This window comes from Lysinibacillus cavernae, assembly GCF_009724685.1.
GTDB classification, from domain to species: Bacteria; Bacillota; Bacilli; order Bacillales_A; family Planococcaceae; genus Lysinibacillus; species Lysinibacillus cavernae.
The window spans coordinates 705778-724694 of sequence record NZ_WMEF01000001.1 but is presented as its reverse complement, the minus strand read 5'-3'; the positions used below and the strand labels follow the sequence as shown (position 1 = coordinate 724694).

The following is an 18917-nucleotide window of genomic DNA, read 5'->3' as shown; positions in this document are numbered from 1 at the left end:
ATGTAGTTAGAACAAAAAACATGAAGGGCTGGTTCATTCCCATCCCTTCATGTTTTCACTTTTTTCACAAACATTTTGACAACAGGTACAAGAAATATCGATACTACTAATACACGAAAGAGCTGAAAAGCAGTGACGATTGTCACATTTGCATGTACAGAAGCGGCGATAATTCCCATCTGATCAAGTCCCCCAGGCACAATACTTAAAAAACCTGTCCTAAAATCGAGACTATACAAACCTGTCATCACAAATGTTAGTCCATAGGCTGCCCCAATAAAAATACCAGCTGATACAAATGCATAAAAAATACGTCTCTTCGATAAATGTAAATCCTCTTTTTTCAACAATAACCCAATATAGATCCCAACCATCAATTGAGCAATATGAAGAAGGGATACGGGTATTCTAGGCACTTCTATCCCCACCATATTCACACCCATCAATAAAAATACTGGGCCAAGCATATAACCTGTTGGAATTTTAAGCTTTTGAGCAAGCCATCCTGCTAACCAACAAACAAGTAGTATACCGACAAGTCCCCATGTATACATTCCATTGTTCATAGAGCTGTTTCCACCAGCACCTGTCACCATTAATGGGACAAAGCCGACGATTAAAAGAACACGGAGGATTTGAAAGAACGTAATGACCACCATATCCATATCGCCTTGCTCCTCGGCAAAGGTCAAGACTTGTGCCATGCCACCAGGTACACAGCATGTCAATGCCGTTGCAAAATCCAAATCTGTACGTTTGGCTACTAAATAACTGACACCAAAAAATAATAAAATAAATACCACATTTAAAACGACAATACTCCCTAAAAAAAGCTTAATATCTTGTACGGCCTCTGGTGTAAAGGCAAAGCCAATAGAATACCCCGCTACGACTAAGCCAAAATTACGGAAGGAAGAGTGCCATCTCAATTGTACGTTGGTCGACAATTGTACGATGAGAACGGCTGAAATCGCGCCTAGCAACCAGGGCATAGGTATATGTAAAAATTGAAAAACAACAGCTCCTATTAGGCCAATGCCAAATGTGATCAACATATGCTTATCCAAAACAAACATACTAGCAACCCCTTACAACTAGATAACTATATTATGACGTTTCTTAAACTTCTTTTCTATTGAAGCGACTTTGTTTGGTTCGCTATGGCTAAAAAAGAACCTGTTATCGATGAATTTGAACCTCTTATTCAACAATTTCCCTTTGCTAAAATTTTCTATGCTACATTATTATTACCTGATTCAGCGTTTTCTCCAACCATGGAGAGTAAAGGAGGCCTCCTATGAAAATTCATTTAACCATTAATCATGAACTTGAAGAAACAGAGATTCATATACATGCCAAAGAATTCAATGAGCAAATAGAAAGACTGATGAAGCAACTCCAAGCATCCCAAACATCCATGCTAGATGGGTATTTTCAACAAGAAATTCATTTGCTAAAAATTTCTGATATATATTCCATCTATGCAGAGGATGCTAAAGTTTTTTTGCAAACGGATGAGCAAGAGTTTGAGTCCAAAAAAAAATTATATGAGTTAGAGGCACAGCTAGCCAAAGACTTTGTAAGAGTAAGTAAATCTACCCTTGTCAATATCCATAAAATCGCCTCAATACATATGGGCAAAATCGGTACAACACAAATACTACTCGAAAATGATGTAGCCATTCATGTCAGTCGAAAATATTTAAAAGAACTAAAGCGACACTTAGGCATTGGGAGGGATTCATAGCATGAAATATTTACGCATGATGATTATCGGTCTACTCATTTCCCTTAGCTCTTCTTATATCTTAGTGACACTTAGCGTCCTATCAAATAATGCGTTAGTGTCAGGATCAGAATTACTGGAGCAAATTATTATCGCAGCCATTCTTGGTATTGCGATCGGACTCCTATCCGTCATTTTTGATATCGAGCCATTGCCTTTTACGGTGCAGTTACTTTTACATTTAATGGCTGTTACAGCATGTGTATTAACAGCAGGCTATTTTGGGAATTGGTTTGAACATTCAGGAGTGCCATATGTGCTACTATCCGAAGCTATTATTTATTTTATTGTTTGGTGTATTCTTTACATTCTTCAGTTACAGGATATTGAAAAAATGAATCAAGAAATAAAAAAAAGAAAGGATTAACATAGATGACCTTTGCAATAAAAGTTGAGAATTTAAGTAAACAATATGGTGAACATCCTGCTGTCAAAGATATTTCATTTACAGTTGAACAAGGCACTCTGTTTGCTTTTTTAGGGGAAAACGGCGCTGGTAAAACTACAACGATTGAAATTCTTTGTACTTTAGTAAGAAAATCGAGCGGGAAAGTAACCATTAATGGTTTCACTCTTGACGCAAGCAATGATAACGCGGATATCCGCAAATCTATTGGTGTCGTTTTCCAGCAAAGTCTATTAGATGAACGATTAACCGTACGCGAAAATATCCTCCACCGAGGTAAAACATATGGTTTATCGAAAACACAACTTGCTGAAAACTATCAATTTGTCTCCACGTATTTACATTTAGATGATATCGAAAATCAAAAATATGGAATTTTATCAGGTGGACAAAAAAGACGAGCAGATATCGCTCGTGCACTCATTCATCGTCCTAATATTTTATTTCTAGATGAACCTACAACAGGTTTAGATCCACAAACGCGACAATTTGTTTGGCAAACTATCAAGCAGCTTCAACATGAAACCAATATGACCGTTTTTTTAACAACACATTATATGGAGGAAGCAGCAGTCGCTCACCAAGTCATTGTCTTAAAGCAAGGAAAAATTGTTGCACAGGGTACACCCGATGCGCTGAAAACAAAGTATGCCTATGATTCAATGGCTCTCGTTTTCCACAATCCTATAGAAGGAATAAAGTGGCTTGAAGAAAATACAATCTCTTACGCAGAAAGACAAGGAATTTACACAATCCGTTTAACGTCTACCCTGCAAGCACTCACCTTTTTAAAAAAAGCTGAACCACTCATTGCATCCTTTGAAGTCATAAAAGGATCAATGGATGATGTCTTTCTTCATATTATGGCAGAGGAGAGGTCGCGTAATGGTAGCCTTAATTAGTTTAGTCCAACGAAATAACAAGGTATTTAGAAGGGATAAAACACAAGTGTTCTTCTCCCTACTATCAGTCATTATTGTCATTGTGTTATACGCTGTCTTTCTTCAGAAAATGCAAATAGATGCCATAGAACGAATTACAAAAGCTACACCAGAATTAATCACAATGGTTAATGAATGGCTTGTAGCAGGGTTACTATCGATGATTGCCGTTTCTACTACACTTGGTGCATATGGCATTGCCGTTAAGGATCAGGAGTCAAAAGCACAAGCAGATTTTTTAACAGCTCCCCTTTCCCGTGCAACCATTCAGTTGAGCTATGTACTCAATGCGTTTATCATTGGCTGTATTTTTTCCTTTATCGCACTCATCGGCTGTGAAATCTTTATTGTAGCAACAGGTGGTAAGCTACTAAGCATTGGGGATTTCGTTCAAGTACTCGGCATTTTATTGTTGTCTGTTCTGCTCGCGAGTGTCTTTAATTTATTTCTTTCATTATTTGTGTCGACACAAAATGCTTTTTCAACCCTCGGCACAATCGTTGGGACAGTACTCGGCTTTTTATGCGGTGTCTATGTACCTCTTGGTGCACTACCAGGCTTTGCTCAAAATTTAATTATGTATTTCCCTATCAGTCATACAACATTATTGTTACGAAATGCATTTATGGACAGCTCTATCGGGGATGTTTTTAATGGTGTGCCTGCTTCCTATGTGGAAGACTATAAAATCAATTATGGCATTGTCTATGACCTCCATGGAAAAATACTCAGTACTTCAACTAGCCTAATCATTATCGTGTGTACAATCGTCATACTTGCGCTAGCATCTATAATTTTATTTAAAAGAAAATACAAATAAATTTTAACCAACAGATTTACACATCGTTTAGAAAACGATGTGTTTTTCATTGCATTTAAACAAACAATTTGTTATTTTAAATATAAATTAATAAACAAAAAATAAAAATGTTTATATTATTGGAGGATTCTCAATGGATGTGAATGAACTATTTTGGCAAGCTCCTATCGATGACCTTAAAAAGGGTTACCTCGACGAAGGCACACATTTCACCTGTCTATTGTGCGGTGAAAAAGTAGAAAAAGGGATAATTTATCCCTATGAAGGCTTATTGTACGAAGCCGAGAAAATGATGCAACAGCATATTACGATGGCGCATCAATCTGTTTTTCATTTCTTAAATGGTCTTAATAAAAAAATGACAGGCTTAACAGAACATCAAAGCCATATTTTACGCTTATTTTTTGAAGGAAAATCGGACCAGGAAATAAAGGAAGAACTAGAAATCGGCAGTGCCACGACCATTCGCCACCACCGTTTTGCTTTAAAGGAAAAGGAACGCCAAGCGAAAATGTTGTTGGTCATGATGGAGTTATTGAAGGAACAAGATCGGAAGGAGGATACATTTGTGTCTATTCATAAAACAGCTACAATGGTTGACGATCGCTATAACGTCACCCTCTCAGAAGAACAGCAATTATTAGAAAAATTATTTCCACACGGTGTTGGCAAGGAGCTAGTGCGCTTCCCTAAGCGTGAAAAACAGAAAATTGTTGTACTTCGTGCCATTACAAAATTCTTTGACGATGAAAAACAATATACAGAAAAAGAATTAAACGAAGTCATCAAACCGATGTATGAAGACTACGTCCATATACGTCGCTACTTAATTGAATACGGTTTTCTAGACCGCAAAGCAGACGGTAGTGCTTATTGGGTTAAAAAATAAGAAGGCAGGTTATTGAAATGGATCATAAAAAAGAGTTAAAAGAAATGTATAAGGATATGAAAATTGAAGCGGGCGTTTTTACAATGACCAATACCCAAACAGGGAAAGTATTTGTGGGTAGCTTTAATAATTTGAAGCGTTTAAATGGCTTTCAATTTATGCTCAAAACCAATACACATACGAATAAGGAGCTTCAAGCGGATTACAATTCATTTGGTCAAGACGCTTTTGAGGTGGAAATCGTTGACTATTTAAAGAAAAAGGAAGAGGGCTATTTCGATGCAAAAAAAGAGCTCGAAAAGCTAGAACAAAAATGGCTCGACACGCTAAAGCCTTATGGTGAGCGTGGCTATAATTCTTAAGCTTCTATCCTAGCGCATTTACCTAGATTGATGAAGGTAAATGCGCTGTTAATTTCCCTAGAAACATCATTTATTCACTTTTAGTAATTGAATTTCCTGCTGGGCTTTTTTCGTTAATTTACTGACAACAAGCTCATAGGAATGTTGAATAAGATTTTCTATCAAATCCATTGGAACATCCTCAGCATCCATATAAATGGAGTTCCAATGTGTTTTATTCATATAATAACCAGGTATTATGCTATCATAGGATTCTCGTAATTCCTCTGCTCGCGCAGGCTCGCATTTTAACGTAAGCACTGGCTTGCCAGTGGCATTTCCCCCAATCATGGCATACAATTTCCCGCCAATATGATAGCGATCTGCTTGCCATTCTTCCTTATAGTCATAAGTTGTTCCTTGAAGTTGTAAACAATAAGTATGAATCATTTCTTTTTCCATCTTTTCTAATCCCCTTTCGACCCCAAAATAAAAACACACGTTCGATTATAGTTAGTATAACCTAAAACGTGTGTAGGGACTAGCCTTATTATTTAGCTCGTACTTCGATCAAACATCCCCATAACCTCTGTAGTCTGTAAGATATTCACAAACGACTTTGGATCGGTTTCCTTGATCGTGCTTTTTACATCTGCGAGTTGATAGCGCGTAATAACGGTGATTAACACTTTACGACCTTCGCCAGAATATGCTCCTTTCGCATCGATAATCGTTACCCCACGATGAAGCTTTTCTAATAGTTGCTGTTTGACCTCGTCGCCTTTACTCGTAATAATCATCAGTGTTAGTTTAATATGACTGGTATGAATCGTATCTACTACTTTTCCTGTAGCATAAATGGAAACAAGCGTTAATAATGCCGCATCCCAGCTAAAGACAAAGCCGGAAGCTGCCACTACCACACCATTCATGACAGCAATTAAGGTTCCAAGTGGAAAATCACGTTTACGGCTTAATAGCATGGCGATAATATCAAAGCCCCCTGAAGAACCTGCTGCACGGAAAATCATCCCCATCGCAAAGCCTACAATGACACCACCAAATAATGACGCAAGGATTGGCTCTTGTGTCGCTTTGTGAATCGGAATAATATATAAACTCACTGATAAAACAGCGACTGAAAGAATCGTATAGCTGATAAATCGCTTGCCTAGCTTCATCACACCTAAAATCAGCAAAGGCAAGTTAAGTAGTAAATTTAACACCCCTGTATTCAACGGGGTAATAATCCCAAGCATGATCGCAATACCGCTCAATCCCCCACTCAATATTTCATGGGGGATTAACAAATAATTATAGGCAAAGGCCACTAGAATCGAAGAAAGAGTAATTATAATCACATTACGCATAATGATGTCCCCTATCAATTAACGACCAAATTTTGATACATCTTTTTCATAGACTACCCAACTTCACTAGATGAAAAACCTATTTCCTTACTTTTTCTTCTGTTCTTCCTTTAAAGGACCATTTTGTTTGTATTCATCAGTATCAGCGACCTTATAGATGCGTTCCAACATCGGTGGATGCGTATATCGGAACCATTTCACCAAAAGCGGTGGGTTGACCTCGCTTAAACCTGAAATCGTTAGCTTTTGAAATGCAGTTACAGCCGCTTCTCGATCATTCATAAGTTTAATCGCATATTGATCCGCTCTTGTTTCCTGATATCTTGAAACGAAATTCGACACTGGATTGGAAGCAAATAATAAAATGGAGGTAATAAGTAAAAATAATGGATATGAGCTGATACTACTGAGTTTATTAATTTTAAATACCTGTCCATATCGTGCAACAAGCCGTCGCATCATTTTTGCCGTTAGCCACAGGCCTACCAATGTTAGTAATAAATAGCCTGCGATGCCAAAATAAATATGCTTTTCAACATAATGGCCCATTTCATGCGCCATAATAAACAAAATTTCATTGTCCGTCAGTCTATTTAATGTAGTATCCCAAAGGACAATTCTTGAATTGCTACCAATACCTGTAACATAAGCATTTAAGGCATTGGTCTTTTCAGCCATATTCACCTCATACACATGCTCTGCTGGAATATTTACCTGCGTAGCAAGTGATAGTATCTTGGTTTCTAGCTCTTTATTTTTCAACGGATAAAAATCATTGTACAAAGGATCGATAACAACTGGCTGGATGAACATCACAAAGATTGTAAAGGGGATGGTTAATAGCCATGCATAGAACCACCATCTTTTCTCGCTCTTTTTAATGAGCCAATAAATGACCGTCACAATAATGAAGCTCATGCCAAAGCTCACCCAAAAATCAATAACACCATCCTTCATCCAAGACCCAAATGCTTGCGTACTGATTCCATAGCTTTTACTGAGATAATAACGATAATAATCAAGTGGGAATAAAACAATATATAGTAATACAGACAATAGGAATAAGTAGCCTGCATTTTGTAATAGCCTCCACTTCGTTTGGGATGTCGTCACTTTCTCAAAATAACGCGAGACACCCAACAGTAAAATCATGAAGTAAACAAGCCATTCCAAAGGTGTCGCTACAAAAAATAAAAAGTTCCGTATTTTTGAATATTCACCACTTAAAAAAAGTTCTTTACCAGACATAAACATCACTGGATCTGCAACAGTTCCTTGTAAAGCACTAGGTATTTTACCTCCTCCACTATGGAATATATACCAGTACATACAAAGCACGTAAACACCGAATAATAGTAGCATAACAATGCCCATTTTTTTCGCTATGTCATTTCCCCCTCATATCAACCAAAGTTCGTCCTATAGTAAGTGTAATCGAAATTATCAAAGTTAGAACAAGCATGGACCTACTTTTTTATCCTCTCTGTTCATAAAGAAAAATTTGCCCCCCTCTATCCAATGTGTCTTTAAAAACTCTTCAATTATCAAAATATTACAATTTTATAACAACCCTACTTATTTATCCAGAAAAAATATTGTTTTACCACGTTAATCTATACTGAAATAGCCTGCGGAAAATAGCTGTTCTTATAATTAATGAATTTGTCAAAATGTCGGTTTTCGAAGTAGCGAAGCAACTAAAAATGTCTCCTGTTATGACATAATTCCACAGGTAGTCGTAATAACATGGAATGGGAGGATATTTTTAAGAAAGGAGGATTGTCCTTGCTAACCAGGCTTCTAACAAAGGATTGTATACAGCTTGCAAACTTTGTCCATTCATGGCAAGAATCGATTTATTTGGCTGCAAGCCCATTAGTTCAGCAAAACAAAATTGAACAACGCTATGTTGAGGCCATGATTCAATCCATTGAGCAATATGGCCCCTACATTATCATTACACCAAAAGTGGCCATTCCACATGCACGTCCAACTGATGGTGTCCATGAACTAGGAATGAGTTTGCTACGTTTACAAAAGCCTGTTTATTTCAGTCCTAGTCAGCCTGTTAACTTAATTATTGTGCTAGCTGCCATTGATAACGCTTCACATCTACAAGCTTTAGCTGATCTAACATTAGTATTACAAGATACCGAACAGATCGACTGTCTTATTGCATGTCAGCATGAAGACACCATATGGGAGAAAATCAAACAATATACGACAAAGGAGTCAACAGGATGAAAATTTTAGTCGTGTGCGGGAGTGGTTTAGGAAGTAGCTTTATCTTAGAATTGAATGTTAAAAAAGCATTGGAGGCATTGGGTAAAGATGCAGAGGTTTCCCATACAGATTTAGCATCAGCGAAAGCGGAGAAAGCAGATATTTATTTAGGTGCTGCAGATATTGTCAATGAATTAGCTATAAACAAAGGAATTATTGTCAGCATCGTCAATATGATGAGTATTTCAGAAATAAAAGGAAAGCTTGAACCCTTGCTTTAAGCATAAAAAATTTGGATAGGATGAGGTGTTGGTATGTTAGATGTTATCATGCATGACATTTTAGGAACACCAGCTATACTAGTCGGCCTATTCGCATTTATTGGTTTACTTATTCAAAAGAAATCAAGCTCCACTGTTCTTTCAGGTACCTTAAAAACAATCATGGGCTTTGTCATTCTTGGTGCAGGTGCAACCGTTTTGATTGGCTCATTAGATCATTTTAGTAAAATGTTTGATCATGCCTTTCAAGTTCAGGGAGTCATTCCCAACAACGAGGCCATCGTGGCAGCTGCTCAGACTAACTTTGGAACAGCTACTGCACTGATCATGGTATTTGGTATGATTGTGAACCTATTACTCGCTCGATTTACGCCATTAAAATATATCTTCTTAACTGGGCATCATACATTATTTATGGCTTGTTTAATCGCTGCTTCATTGTCAGTAGGAGGTATGAGTGGCACACCTCTTATTATCGTTGGATCTATTATTCTTGGTCTTTGTATGGTTGTATTCCCTGCTATTTTACAACCAACTGTTCGGCAAATAACAGGTAGTGACGATTTTGCTGTCGGTCACTTTGGCAGTATTGGCTATTATGTTTCTGCAAAGATTGGTAAGCTTTTTGGCAATAAAGCGAAAACAACAGAGGACATACAAGTACCGAAATCACTAGGCTTTTTACGAGATACATCTGTCGCTATCTCTTTAACTATGAGTATATTTTTTGTCATTGTTGCCCTTTTCGCAGGACCTTCCTATATTGAGGCACAATTATCTGCTGGTTCTAACTTTATTATTTTCGCTATCATGCAAGCGATTACATTTGCTGCAGGCGTTTATATTATTCTAGCTGGTGTACGGATGTTAATTGCTGAAATTATTCCTGCCTTTAAAGGCATTGCTGATAAACTTGTTCCAAACACAAAACCAGCACTAGATTGCCCAACTATTTTTCCATTTGCACCGAATGCGGTCATTATTGGTTTCATATTTAGTTTTTTAGCAGGGCTTGTCTCCATGTTTATACTCCCCTTTATCGGACTAAAAGTCATTGTTCCTGGACTTGTTCCCCATTTCTTCACAGGTGCTGCAGCGGGCGTTTTTGGAAATGCTACAGGTGGTAGAATTGGTGCCATGTCAGGGGCTTTTGCAAATGGTTTATTAATTAGTTTTATTCCAGCCATACTCCTTCTATTTATGGGCGATATTGGCTATGAAGGAACAACCTTTGGCGATTCAGATTTCGGCATTATCGGCATTATTATTATTAATTTATTAAAATTATTCGGAGCTGTTTAAAATCTAGATAAAAGTCCTACGCAGATTGCGTAGGGCTTTTATCGTTAATGTACATACATGGAAAACTAGGGAATTTCAACAAATTTATTATTTGATTAGTCATCTAGCTTTATATTATTAACTTATTATGTATATAGATTTGGATATATATTCTTATAGATCATACAGAAATTTATTTTATTCGTTGTCTGACATCCGACTAAAAATATTAAATTTTTGCCGATATATACTTTATAAATAAGGAAACAACAGGAGGTACGCATTTTGAAGAAATTAATGATTACTTTTCTTTTGATTACTCTGTTAATCGCAGGCTGTTCATCAGCACAGACAGAGACATCAAATGAAGGATATAAGATAGGTATTTTACTATCTGATGCAGGACTGGGAGATGAATCATTTAATGATTCTGCTTTTAAAGGACTTGAAAAGGCGCGAGACGAGCTCGGTATTTTGTTTGATTATAAAGAGGCCCCAGATGGTAATTATGAAGAAAAGCTGAACGAACTTGTAGCTGAAAAATATGATATCATCATTGCTCTCGGTTTCTCTGTGCAAGAAGCACTAGAAAAGACAGCTAAACAAAATCCTGAGCAACAATTCATACTGATTGATGGACAATCTGAGGTTGACAACATTATTTCGATTACCTTTAAAGAACAAGAAGGTAGTTTCTTAGTTGGCATGGTTGCTGCTATGACAAGTAAAACTGGAAAAATTGGCTTTATTGGTGGTGCAGATGCTCCCGTTATACATCACTTTGAAAATGGTTTTATCGAAGGAGCTCGTTACGTACAACCAACTATTGAAATTATGAGTGATTATGCTGGTACATTTGATGATACCCAGGCTGGGGCAGCAATATCAGCTCGATTTATCAAAAACAATGTTGATTTTATTTACCATGCAGCTGGATTCACTGGCTTTGGAGCAATTAAAAAGGCTGAAGAAATGGGCATTTATGCAGCAGGTGTTGATATCGATCAATTTTTTGTTGCTGAAAAAACAGTTGTTACCTCTATGCTGAAAAATGTGGATCATGCCGTCTATCAACTTGTGAAAACGTTAGTAGAAGATGGCAAGATTGCTGAAAAATCATTTGCATTAGGTTTAGCAGATCAAGGTGTGGGACTAGCAGATATTCGTGTTATTAAACTGACGGCTGAGCAACAGGCTGCCATTAAAAAGGCACAAGAAGACATTATTTCAGGCACGATAAAAGTTACTGCAGAAAAGGGGAACGGCCAGTGACATTACGCAAAAAATTATTTATGAACACACTGATACCAATCGTGCTTGCAATGGCTATGATTGGCTTTATTATCATTCAAACATTTAATATCCAAACAACAGCACAGGATGATACGGAACTTTTACTTGCAGTGAAAGAGCTAGAACAAAGTTTGGTTGTTGCCAGCCAATCATTAAATAATTACACCTATTTAGACAGCGAAGCAAATAAAAACGAAGCTCTTGCTATTTTACAAGAAACAAAAAGTAATTTAGAAGCATTAGCCTCTCTCTCAAAAATACCTGATCATAAAATTATCATCGATAAAATCACTGGTAAATTCGAACAACTAGAAAAAGCTACAGAAAACGGCTTTCAAGAAAACAACCGCTCTGAGATTAAAAAGCAGTCCATCAGAATTAAAGGCATTTTAAACGATATGCATTTGCTCAAAAAAGAAACGAATGAATGGTATCAAGAAATGATACAAGTAACAAAGCAAAAAATTGGTTTCATAACAACCACAACGATCATAGGTAGTGTGCTATTAATCATTGCAACGATCATTTATTCATATGTTGCTGCGCAAAGAATTACCAAACCTATTAATCAGATTGTAGGTTGTGCACAGGCTGCAGCGACAGGCGATCTAACAATAGATACCTCTACCCTCTCCTATCAATCAAACAGTCGATATGAGATTGATCAATTAACAGAGAGCTTTTCAAAGATGATGAATAATTTAAAAAGTACAGTGCAATCCATCGATCATATCGGAAAAGATGTAAACTTATTTACACAAGATGTAACAAGCCATATGATGAACATTCATGAAGGTAGCAATCAAATCGCAACATCTACAGATGAATTAGCAAAGGGCAGCTACACGATGTCAGAAGATATTCAATCAGTAGCCCTCCTCATGAATAATATGGCTGAGCAATTTAAGGGCGTTATGCACACGAGTGAGCAATCAGCCAATAATGGCAAACAGGCACTGGAGGCAGTTCAAAATGGTCAGTATTCATTAGAAAAACAATCTACCATTGCTAAGGATATTTCAACCACATCAATTGATATTAAAGAGGCTGTAACTCAATTTTCGCAGTTTACTTCAGAAATTGAAGGAGCGGCCAATGTTGTTCACACGATTGCCAGCCAAACGAATCTATTAGCGTTAAATGCTGCTATCGAGGCTGCACGTGCTGGAGAAGCAGGTAAAGGATTTGCCATCGTAGCTGAGGAGGTAAAAAAGCTCTCTACAGAAACGGAGAATGCAACGACTTTAATTTCTTCTATGGTAACCCATATTCAAGAAGGTATTGCACACATTCTTTCTACGGCTGAGCGAGGGTACCAACTGTCAAATGAACAATCTCACTCGATGGTAGAAACAGAACACTCATTTGCCGCTATTGCTGCTCATATTGCCGACATCCATCAAGATTTACAGCATCTTACAAAAGAAATGGTGCAAACAAATGAGATGAGCGAACAAGTAAATACTACCATTGAAAATATTTCAGCGATTACAGAAGAGACAGCAGCTGGTACAGAAGAAATTTCGGCATCCACTCAGGAACAGTTACTATCCTTCAATAAAATTAATGCAAAAATAGTCGATCTTCAAGAAATGACAGATACTTTGATGAATGAGCTAAAGAAATTCACATTATAATTTCAATGACCCCGAAAAAATCCAGTGAAAGAAATTTTCACTGGATTTCATGTTGTTTATAAAGTTAATCCACCGTCAACTAGCACGATTGAGCCTGTCATATAGCTTGCCTTATCAGATGCTAGGAACACAACCATTTCTGCTAGTTCCTCTGGTTTTGCATAGCGTCCCATTCTCATATTTGGAATTTCTTCCGGAATATAGCCACCTGTTTCAAACATAGTCGTTACACTATTTGTTAACGCTGTCTCTACTCCACCTGGACAAATACCGTTGATACGAATACCTTTTTTCACATACTCTAAAGAAGCAGATTTTGTTAAACCAACTACTGCATGCTTACTTGCAGAATAAACAGCCATACTATGCTCACTACGAACACCTGCTGTTGAAGCCGTATTAATGATAGAGCCGCTACCTTGTCCTTCCATAACTTTTAAAACATGTTTTAAGCCAAGGAATACACCTTTCACGTTGATAGACATAATACGATCATATTCTGAATCATCAATCTCTGTTAATGGAGAAATTTTTTGAATAACCCCTGCATTATTGAAGAAAACATCAATACGTCCATAAGTTTCAACGGCAGCATTGACATATTTCTGAACATCTTCACTTTTCGAAACGTCTGCCTGAACGAAAATGCCTTCTCCGCCTTGCTCTTTAATCAAATTTACTGTTTCTTCCCCAGTCTCTTTGTTGAAATCAACAACAACCACTTTTGCACCATTGCTAGCAAGTTTCAAACTGCTGGCTCTTCCAATGCCGCTTCCAGCTCCCGTTACAACTGCAATTTTATTCAAAAGATCCATCTTTCATTCCTCCCTAGCTTTTTGAATTCATTGTCTATTTTATTGCTACTTCTCCATAATTTATTGTATTATTCTACACAAAATAGTACTTTCTCATTGTAAATGCATTTTGATTGCATCATTAGGAACTGGGGTGAAGAAACGTGAAAATTTCCACAATCGATCTTCAATACATAAGCCAACTAATTTATGAAACACATCATCTTCCTGTCTCTTATGTCGACTCATTCGGAGAAATAATCTTTGAATATACATCAACAGCGTTTCAAAATAGTCTTTTATACGCTTCTTTAAAGGAACAGCTAAAAGCATACCCTTATCATGCGGCTTCAAATGACTACCCAATTTTTTTCTCTACTGCTGAATTTAATTACTTCTATATTAATTTGAATATGGATGATCAATATTTAGGAGCAATTGTAGTTGGTCCTTCCCTTTCTCTAGATATAGCAGAAGGCGTAATGCTAAATATCTGTCAGGATGAAGAAGTGATTCCAACTCTTCATTATCAACAATGTTTAGCCATCAGTTTATTTGTTTATTATGCAATCTACCAAAAAAAATTAACTAAAACGGCTGTCATTCATCACAACCAAACGCTCAAGCCTATCCTTCGTCATGAAGAAAATACCGCTCTTGAGCTTTCATATGCAAGAAGAAACGATATTGTTCATACAAACCTTTACTATGAAAAAATATTGTTAGACTATGTGAAAAATGGACGTATGGAGAAATTAACGGAGGTTCTAAACTACTCAATTGTCGAGCAAGCCGAACTTGGCGTACTTTCAAAACGCAACAGTTTAAGAAGTATACAAAATTTAATGATCATAGGTGTCGCACTAGTTTGTCGTGCAGCAATTGAAGGTGGATTAAATGAAGAAACTGCCTTTACATTAAGTGATTTTTATATCCAAAAACTAGAGGATCAAAGCAGTCTCATCGGGATACTTTCCTTAATGGAGGAAGCCATTTACGATTATACAAACCGTGTATCACGAGCTAAAGTAGGAAAATATTCAGCGACAATGACAACATGTATCCATTTTATTGAAAATAATCTCTATGGTGAAATGACACTAGATCAACTTTCAGCTATTTGTCAGTTAAGCCCCAATTATCTTTCCTCCTTATTTAAAAAGGAAGTAGGAATTTCCATTAGTGAGTATATGCAGCAGCAACGGATTGACGAGGCAAAAAAGCTACTAACATTTACAAACTATCCCATTTTAGACATTGGTACATTACTTAATTTTACAGATCAAAGCTATTTCATTAAAGTCTTTAAGAAGTTTACTGGTATCACACCTAAGCAATATAGAAATAAATTTTCTCATAAGTGATTTGCTGTGGAGAGAAAGTGAAAAGGCTCACGGAGCAAAATCTCACTTTCTCTTTACGTATTGGTAGTAATACATGTATGCCCTAATACATACCTTATATTAAAACGTAATCATTACACTTTAAGGAGGTATATGTGGAGCGTCTTCCTATTCCTAAGTATGTATTTAATTTTTGGTTCATCTTCATTTTAATTGTAGGTTTTCTTCCACCACTGATACTTAACTTCTCAGTACTAAAAGGGCTAATTTCCTCTTTACTCAGCCTTCATACGATATTTTTAAGTATATTAATCGAAGCATTACCTTTTGTATTAATTGGGATACTGATTGCAGGCTTTATTCAGATTTTCATCACAGAGGAGCACATTCAAAGATGGATTCCTCGGAATACTTTAATGGCCGTAATCATGAGCTGTCTTGTGGGAGCATTATTTCCAGCCTGTGAATGTGGGATAGTTCCTATTGTTAGAAGATTAATCGCTAAAGGAGTTCCTATACATGCAGCAATAGGCTTTATGTTAACAGGTCCACTCATTAATCCAATTGTGATTCTCTCAACCTACATGGCCTTTGGTAATAATTTTAAAATCGCCATTCTTCGTATGATAATAGGCTTTGTCATAGCCATTATTGTAGCATTACTTATTAGTTTGTTTTTTAAAGGTTCTCAATTTAAAGGTTCCTTACATCCCCCTTCATCGTCAATCAATACACAAACACCATCATTCATCACAAAATTATTAAATATGTTTAAACATGCCATCGATGAATTTTTTGATATGGGCAAATACTTAATTATCGGGGCATTTTTGGCTGCCTTTGTCCAAACCTATGTATCTACCAAAACACTCGTAGAAATAGGAGATGGCCTATCCACTTCTATATTGGTCATGATGAGCTTAGCCTTCATTCTTTCACTCTGCTCAGAAGCTGATGCCTTTATTGGTGCATCCTTTAACGCTATATTCTCTACCCCTTCTATTCTTGCATTTCTCATTTTTGGCCCTATGATTGATTTGAAAAATACCATTATGTTGATGAGCGTTTTTCGCTTAAAATTTGTTTTAACGTTAGTCGCCTTAGTCGCTACAGTTGTCTATTTTAGTATATTGATCCTTTCAGCGTATCTCTAAGGGGGGAAACTATGAAATTTCACTTTCAACAAGCGCTAAGAGCCCTTATGCTACTCGCTTTTTCAGCTATGATTGCCAGCCTGCATTGGACTGAGGAACTAACAAAATTCATTAATCCTAAATATGAAAGCCTTAGTCAAACAGCCAGCATTTTATTTTTTATCCTGTTTCTTGTTCAACTGACAAGAGTTGTTTCACTTTCAAAGACTACACAGCATTGTCACGATACTGGACAAGCTTGTTGTTCACATCACGACCATGGTCAATCAGTCTTTACACGAAAAAAAATAATTTCCTATTTAATTATTATGACACCAATTATAACGGGCTTCTTTGTGCCTGCAAAAATTTTAGATGCTGCAATCGCTGATAAAAAAGGCGGGGCTTTCATTCTTACACAACAAAGTCAAAAGTCAAAAATAGAGGATTATCTCACCACAAATGAAACGATTGATGAAAACATCTATGATGAGCATGATCCCGATCCTAGACTCATAGAAGAAAAGCAGGAGATGACAAAAAAACAATATGAACAATTAAAGCAAAAACTAGCACAACAAACTACGCTGAAAATGACAGATGATGATTATACGATTTATTACGAGGAGATTAATCAGCATTTAGCAAACTATTTAGGTAAGCAAATACAGCTAAAGGGCTTTGTTTTAAAGGAAGAAAGCTTTACGGAAAATCAATTAGTTATTTCAAGATTCCTCATAACCCACTGTGTCGCTGATGCAAGTATCGTGGGCTTTCTAACAGAATTTCCTGAGGCAACTACTATCACTGAAGATACATGGATTGAAGTAATAGGTACTATCGGTCAAACAACTTATGAGGGTGCAAGCTTACCTGTTATCCATATTGATGATTGGGTAACAATAGAACAACCCGAATCCCCCTACCTATACCCTATTACTATTCGGATGAGCTTCTAAAATAACAAAAGGGCAAAGTATATACCAACGACATCTTTGCCCTATTCTACTATTAATTTGGTAGTAGCACATCTAAACCTAAATGAGAGCGCAATGTGGTACCTTCATATTCAGCACGGAATAACCCTTGTTCTACTAACCTTGGTAGTACGTCACTAAAGAATAAATCTAAAGATTTCGCAGGACCACCTGGAACAGCGATAAATCCATCCAATGCGCCCTTTTCATAAAAAGTAACGATTTGATTGACAATATCCTGTGGTGTGCCGATTGCTACAAGATGAGCTGAACCAATTACTTCTGGACGTGCTAGCAATACTTCAACAGTCGGTTCATTTTCAATAATATAGCGACGCACCAAATCAGCATGTGTTTTACTACGTACTTTTTGATCTTTTGGTGGCAACATATCAATGGTCACATGATCGTGCAGTGCCAAATGACGAACATCCATGCCAATAACTGATTCCAAAGCATTGAAACGACGTTCAAGTGTTAAATATGCATGTGCTTGACGGTGCATTTCTAATGCTTCCTCATATGTATCACCGATAAAGAAATAAAGTCCTGGTAACAAACGAATATCATTTGCTGAACGTCCAATCTCAACAGCGCGTTTACGTAAATCATTACGCATTTCAATACCAACTTCCATAGCCGGTGTCGCAGCAAAAATAGCATTCGAAACTGTTGCTGCAAACTGACGCCCTACATCCGATGCACCTGCTTGAAATAGCGGAATATCTCCTGCTGGATGCATAGGAATATTTAATGGACCTTTACACTGAAAAAACTCACCTACATGATCAATTGGCTTCACAAGCTCTTTTATTTTCTCTAAATTCCCATCTGTATCTAACAATTCATAAGGATGACTATGCCATAGCTGATTGACAACCTCAGTACATTCTTCTGCTTTAGCATACCGTTCCTCTGATGAAGGCATAGGTTCGTTACTGAAATTGTAGGCCCCATCGATAGAGGTCACGATGTTCCACCCTACTCGTCCATCACTAATCCAATTCAATGATTGTAATTGACGCGCAATCAGATAAGGTGGCGTAAATGATGTAGAGATTGTCGTAACTAAACCAATTTGCTTTGTTTCTCTAGCGACTGCTGCCATTAAAAAGCTAGGGTCTAATCCAACTGTTCCTTTCGTTTTAGCCATTAATTCTGGATGAGCTATTAAATAATCAGCCTTAAATACAAAATCTAACTTGGCTGCCTCAGCACGCTGTGCAAATGCAATATGTTCCTCAATCAATGCACCTTTTTTGCCAGAATCACCGTGCACAGCTAAATGCATACCAATAATAAGATGTCTTTTCATAGGCAATTGACTCTCTCCTCACTTTAAATGAAAATGATTATCATTTTCATAATAAACATTCCTTTCAAAGATTGCAATCAATTACTT

21 protein-coding genes are annotated in these 18917 nt (G+C 36.9%); 15 read left to right on the top strand and 6 right to left on the bottom strand.

Annotated features, from left to right (window positions below):
- Positions 1-47 precede the first annotated feature (47 nt).
- Complete coding sequence (locus GJU32_RS03520; protein WP_155590542.1) at positions 48-1076, bottom strand: AbrB family transcriptional regulator; 1029 nt, start codon at positions 1074-1076, stop codon at positions 48-50.
- 84 nt (positions 1077-1160) lie between these two features.
- Here GJU32_RS03520 and GJU32_RS23015 point away from each other — a divergent pair, with 84 nt between their 5' ends.
- The 7 genes from GJU32_RS23015 (at position 1161) to GJU32_RS03490 (ending at position 5204) form a co-directional block, all read left to right on the top strand.
- Complete coding sequence (locus GJU32_RS23015; protein ID WP_196426572.1) at positions 1161-1301, top strand: hypothetical protein; 141 nt, start codon at positions 1161-1163, stop codon at positions 1299-1301.
- A complete protein-coding gene (locus tag GJU32_RS03515) occupies positions 1298-1747 on the top strand; it encodes a LytTR family DNA-binding domain-containing protein (protein WP_155590541.1) in 450 nt (149 codons plus the stop codon). Before GJU32_RS23015 ends, GJU32_RS03515 begins: the two co-directional genes overlap by 4 nt.
- Before the next feature lies 1 nt (position 1748).
- Positions 1749-2153 carry a DUF3021 domain-containing protein gene (locus GJU32_RS03510; RefSeq protein ID WP_155590540.1) on the top strand — a complete coding sequence of 135 codons (405 nt, stop codon included), beginning with the start codon at positions 1749-1751 and terminating at the stop codon, positions 2151-2153.
- A 5-nt stretch (positions 2154-2158) separates the two neighbouring features.
- Positions 2159-3094: an ABC transporter ATP-binding protein gene (locus GJU32_RS03505; RefSeq protein ID WP_155590539.1), complete on the top strand. Its 936-nt coding sequence runs from the start codon at positions 2159-2161 to the stop codon at positions 3092-3094.
- On the top strand, positions 3078-3953 hold the full coding sequence (locus tag GJU32_RS03500) for an ABC transporter permease (RefSeq protein ID WP_155590538.1): 876 nt from the start codon (positions 3078-3080) through the stop codon (positions 3951-3953). The genes GJU32_RS03505 and GJU32_RS03500 overlap by 17 nt, the downstream gene beginning before the upstream one ends.
- Positions 3954-4086: 133 nt before the next feature.
- On the top strand, positions 4087-4842 hold the full coding sequence (locus GJU32_RS03495; protein ID WP_155590537.1) for a DUF2087 domain-containing protein: 756 nt from the start codon (positions 4087-4089) through the stop codon (positions 4840-4842).
- Between the two features lie 17 nt (positions 4843-4859).
- Positions 4860-5204: a GIY-YIG nuclease family protein gene (locus tag GJU32_RS03490; RefSeq protein ID WP_155590536.1), complete on the top strand. Its 345-nt coding sequence runs from the start codon at positions 4860-4862 to the stop codon at positions 5202-5204.
- Positions 5205-5270: 66 nt separating this feature from the next.
- Here the strand turns inward: GJU32_RS03490 and GJU32_RS03485 are convergent, their stop codons facing one another.
- The 3 genes from GJU32_RS03485 to GJU32_RS03475 form a co-directional block, all read right to left on the bottom strand.
- Positions 5271-5645: an MmcQ/YjbR family DNA-binding protein gene (locus GJU32_RS03485; protein WP_155590535.1), complete on the bottom strand. Its 375-nt coding sequence runs from the start codon at positions 5643-5645 to the stop codon at positions 5271-5273.
- A 92-nt stretch (positions 5646-5737) separates the two neighbouring features.
- Positions 5738-6553: a YitT family protein gene (locus tag GJU32_RS03480; protein WP_155590534.1), complete on the bottom strand. Its 816-nt coding sequence runs from the start codon at positions 6551-6553 to the stop codon at positions 5738-5740.
- A gap of 87 nt (positions 6554-6640) precedes the next feature.
- The gene (locus GJU32_RS03475) at positions 6641-7939 is read right to left on the bottom strand and encodes a M48 family metalloprotease (RefSeq protein WP_155590533.1); all 1299 of its coding nucleotides are present in this window, start codon (positions 7937-7939) and stop codon (positions 6641-6643) included.
- A 399-nt stretch (positions 7940-8338) separates the two neighbouring features.
- Between GJU32_RS03475 and GJU32_RS03470 the strand changes: the two genes are divergently transcribed.
- The 5 genes from GJU32_RS03470 (at position 8339) to GJU32_RS03450 (ending at position 13268) form a co-directional block, all read left to right on the top strand.
- Complete coding sequence (locus GJU32_RS03470; RefSeq protein WP_155590532.1) at positions 8339-8797, top strand: PTS sugar transporter subunit IIA; 459 nt, start codon at positions 8339-8341, stop codon at positions 8795-8797.
- The gene (locus GJU32_RS03465; RefSeq protein ID WP_155590531.1) at positions 8794-9057 is read left to right on the top strand and encodes a PTS sugar transporter subunit IIB; all 264 of its coding nucleotides are present in this window, start codon (positions 8794-8796) and stop codon (positions 9055-9057) included. Before GJU32_RS03470 ends, GJU32_RS03465 begins: the two co-directional genes overlap by 4 nt.
- Positions 9058-9090: 33 nt before the next feature.
- Positions 9091-10359 (top strand): PTS ascorbate transporter subunit IIC, encoded by a 1269-nt coding sequence (locus GJU32_RS03460; protein ID WP_155590530.1) that lies wholly within the window; start codon positions 9091-9093, stop codon positions 10357-10359.
- A 264-nt stretch (positions 10360-10623) separates the two neighbouring features.
- Positions 10624-11610 (top strand): BMP family lipoprotein, encoded by a 987-nt coding sequence (locus tag GJU32_RS03455; protein WP_155590529.1) that lies wholly within the window; start codon positions 10624-10626, stop codon positions 11608-11610.
- Entirely contained in the window at positions 11607-13268 is a 1662-nt protein-coding gene (locus GJU32_RS03450) for a methyl-accepting chemotaxis protein (protein WP_155590528.1), read from the top strand. The genes GJU32_RS03455 and GJU32_RS03450 overlap by 4 nt, the downstream gene beginning before the upstream one ends.
- A gap of 56 nt (positions 13269-13324) precedes the next feature.
- On the opposite strand, the gene GJU32_RS03445 is transcribed toward GJU32_RS03450, so the two are convergent.
- Complete coding sequence (locus GJU32_RS03445) at positions 13325-14083, bottom strand: SDR family NAD(P)-dependent oxidoreductase (protein WP_155590527.1); 759 nt, start codon at positions 14081-14083, stop codon at positions 13325-13327.
- A gap of 143 nt (positions 14084-14226) precedes the next feature.
- Here GJU32_RS03445 and GJU32_RS03440 point away from each other — a divergent pair, with 143 nt between their 5' ends.
- The 3 genes from GJU32_RS03440 (at position 14227) to GJU32_RS03430 (ending at position 17497) form a co-directional block, all read left to right on the top strand.
- Positions 14227-15426, top strand: a complete 1200-nt coding sequence (locus GJU32_RS03440) for an AraC family transcriptional regulator (protein ID WP_155590526.1) — start codon at positions 14227-14229, stop codon at positions 15424-15426.
- Between the two features lie 134 nt (positions 15427-15560).
- Positions 15561-16559, top strand: a complete 999-nt coding sequence (locus tag GJU32_RS03435) for a permease (protein WP_155590525.1) — start codon at positions 15561-15563, stop codon at positions 16557-16559.
- Positions 16560-16570: 11 nt separating this feature from the next.
- Complete coding sequence (locus GJU32_RS03430; RefSeq protein ID WP_155590524.1) at positions 16571-17497, top strand: TIGR03943 family putative permease subunit; 927 nt, start codon at positions 16571-16573, stop codon at positions 17495-17497.
- A gap of 52 nt (positions 17498-17549) precedes the next feature.
- Here GJU32_RS03430 and GJU32_RS03425 read toward each other — a convergent pair whose 3' ends face one another.
- Entirely contained in the window at positions 17550-18836 is a 1287-nt protein-coding gene (locus GJU32_RS03425; protein WP_420798362.1) for an NtaA/DmoA family FMN-dependent monooxygenase, read from the bottom strand.
- Between the last annotated feature and the right edge of the window lie 81 nt (positions 18837-18917).

What these genes read in the sequence shown, in the direction of transcription:
- GJU32_RS03485 (WP_155590535.1), bottom strand. Translation starts at nt 5,645, where the DNA reads ATGGAAAAAGAAATGATTCATACTTATTGTTTACAACTTCAAGGAACA.
- GJU32_RS03505 (WP_155590539.1), top strand. Translation starts at nt 2,159, where the DNA reads ATGACCTTTGCAATAAAAGTTGAGAATTTAAGTAAACAATATGGTGAA.
- GJU32_RS03515 (WP_155590541.1), top strand. Translation starts at nt 1,298, where the DNA reads ATGAAAATTCATTTAACCATTAATCATGAACTTGAAGAAACAGAGATT.
- GJU32_RS03460 (WP_155590530.1), top strand. Translation starts at nt 9,091, where the DNA reads ATGTTAGATGTTATCATGCATGACATTTTAGGAACACCAGCTATACTA.
- GJU32_RS03510 (WP_155590540.1), top strand. Translation starts at nt 1,749, where the DNA reads ATGAAATATTTACGCATGATGATTATCGGTCTACTCATTTCCCTTAGC.
- GJU32_RS03500 (WP_155590538.1), top strand. Translation starts at nt 3,078, where the DNA reads ATGGTAGCCTTAATTAGTTTAGTCCAACGAAATAACAAGGTATTTAGA.
- GJU32_RS03480 (WP_155590534.1), bottom strand. Translation starts at nt 6,553, where the DNA reads ATGCGTAATGTGATTATAATTACTCTTTCTTCGATTCTAGTGGCCTTT.
- GJU32_RS03445 (WP_155590527.1), bottom strand. Translation starts at nt 14,083, where the DNA reads ATGGATCTTTTGAATAAAATTGCAGTTGTAACGGGAGCTGGAAGCGGC.
- GJU32_RS03465 (WP_155590531.1), top strand. Translation starts at nt 8,794, where the DNA reads ATGAAAATTTTAGTCGTGTGCGGGAGTGGTTTAGGAAGTAGCTTTATC.
- GJU32_RS23015 (WP_196426572.1), top strand. Translation starts at nt 1,161, where the DNA reads ATGGCTAAAAAAGAACCTGTTATCGATGAATTTGAACCTCTTATTCAA.
- GJU32_RS03495 (WP_155590537.1), top strand. Translation starts at nt 4,087, where the DNA reads ATGGATGTGAATGAACTATTTTGGCAAGCTCCTATCGATGACCTTAAA.
- GJU32_RS03490 (WP_155590536.1), top strand. Translation starts at nt 4,860, where the DNA reads ATGGATCATAAAAAAGAGTTAAAAGAAATGTATAAGGATATGAAAATT.
- GJU32_RS03520 (WP_155590542.1), bottom strand. Translation starts at nt 1,076, where the DNA reads ATGTTTGTTTTGGATAAGCATATGTTGATCACATTTGGCATTGGCCTA.
- GJU32_RS03430 (WP_155590524.1), top strand. Translation starts at nt 16,571, where the DNA reads ATGAAATTTCACTTTCAACAAGCGCTAAGAGCCCTTATGCTACTCGCT.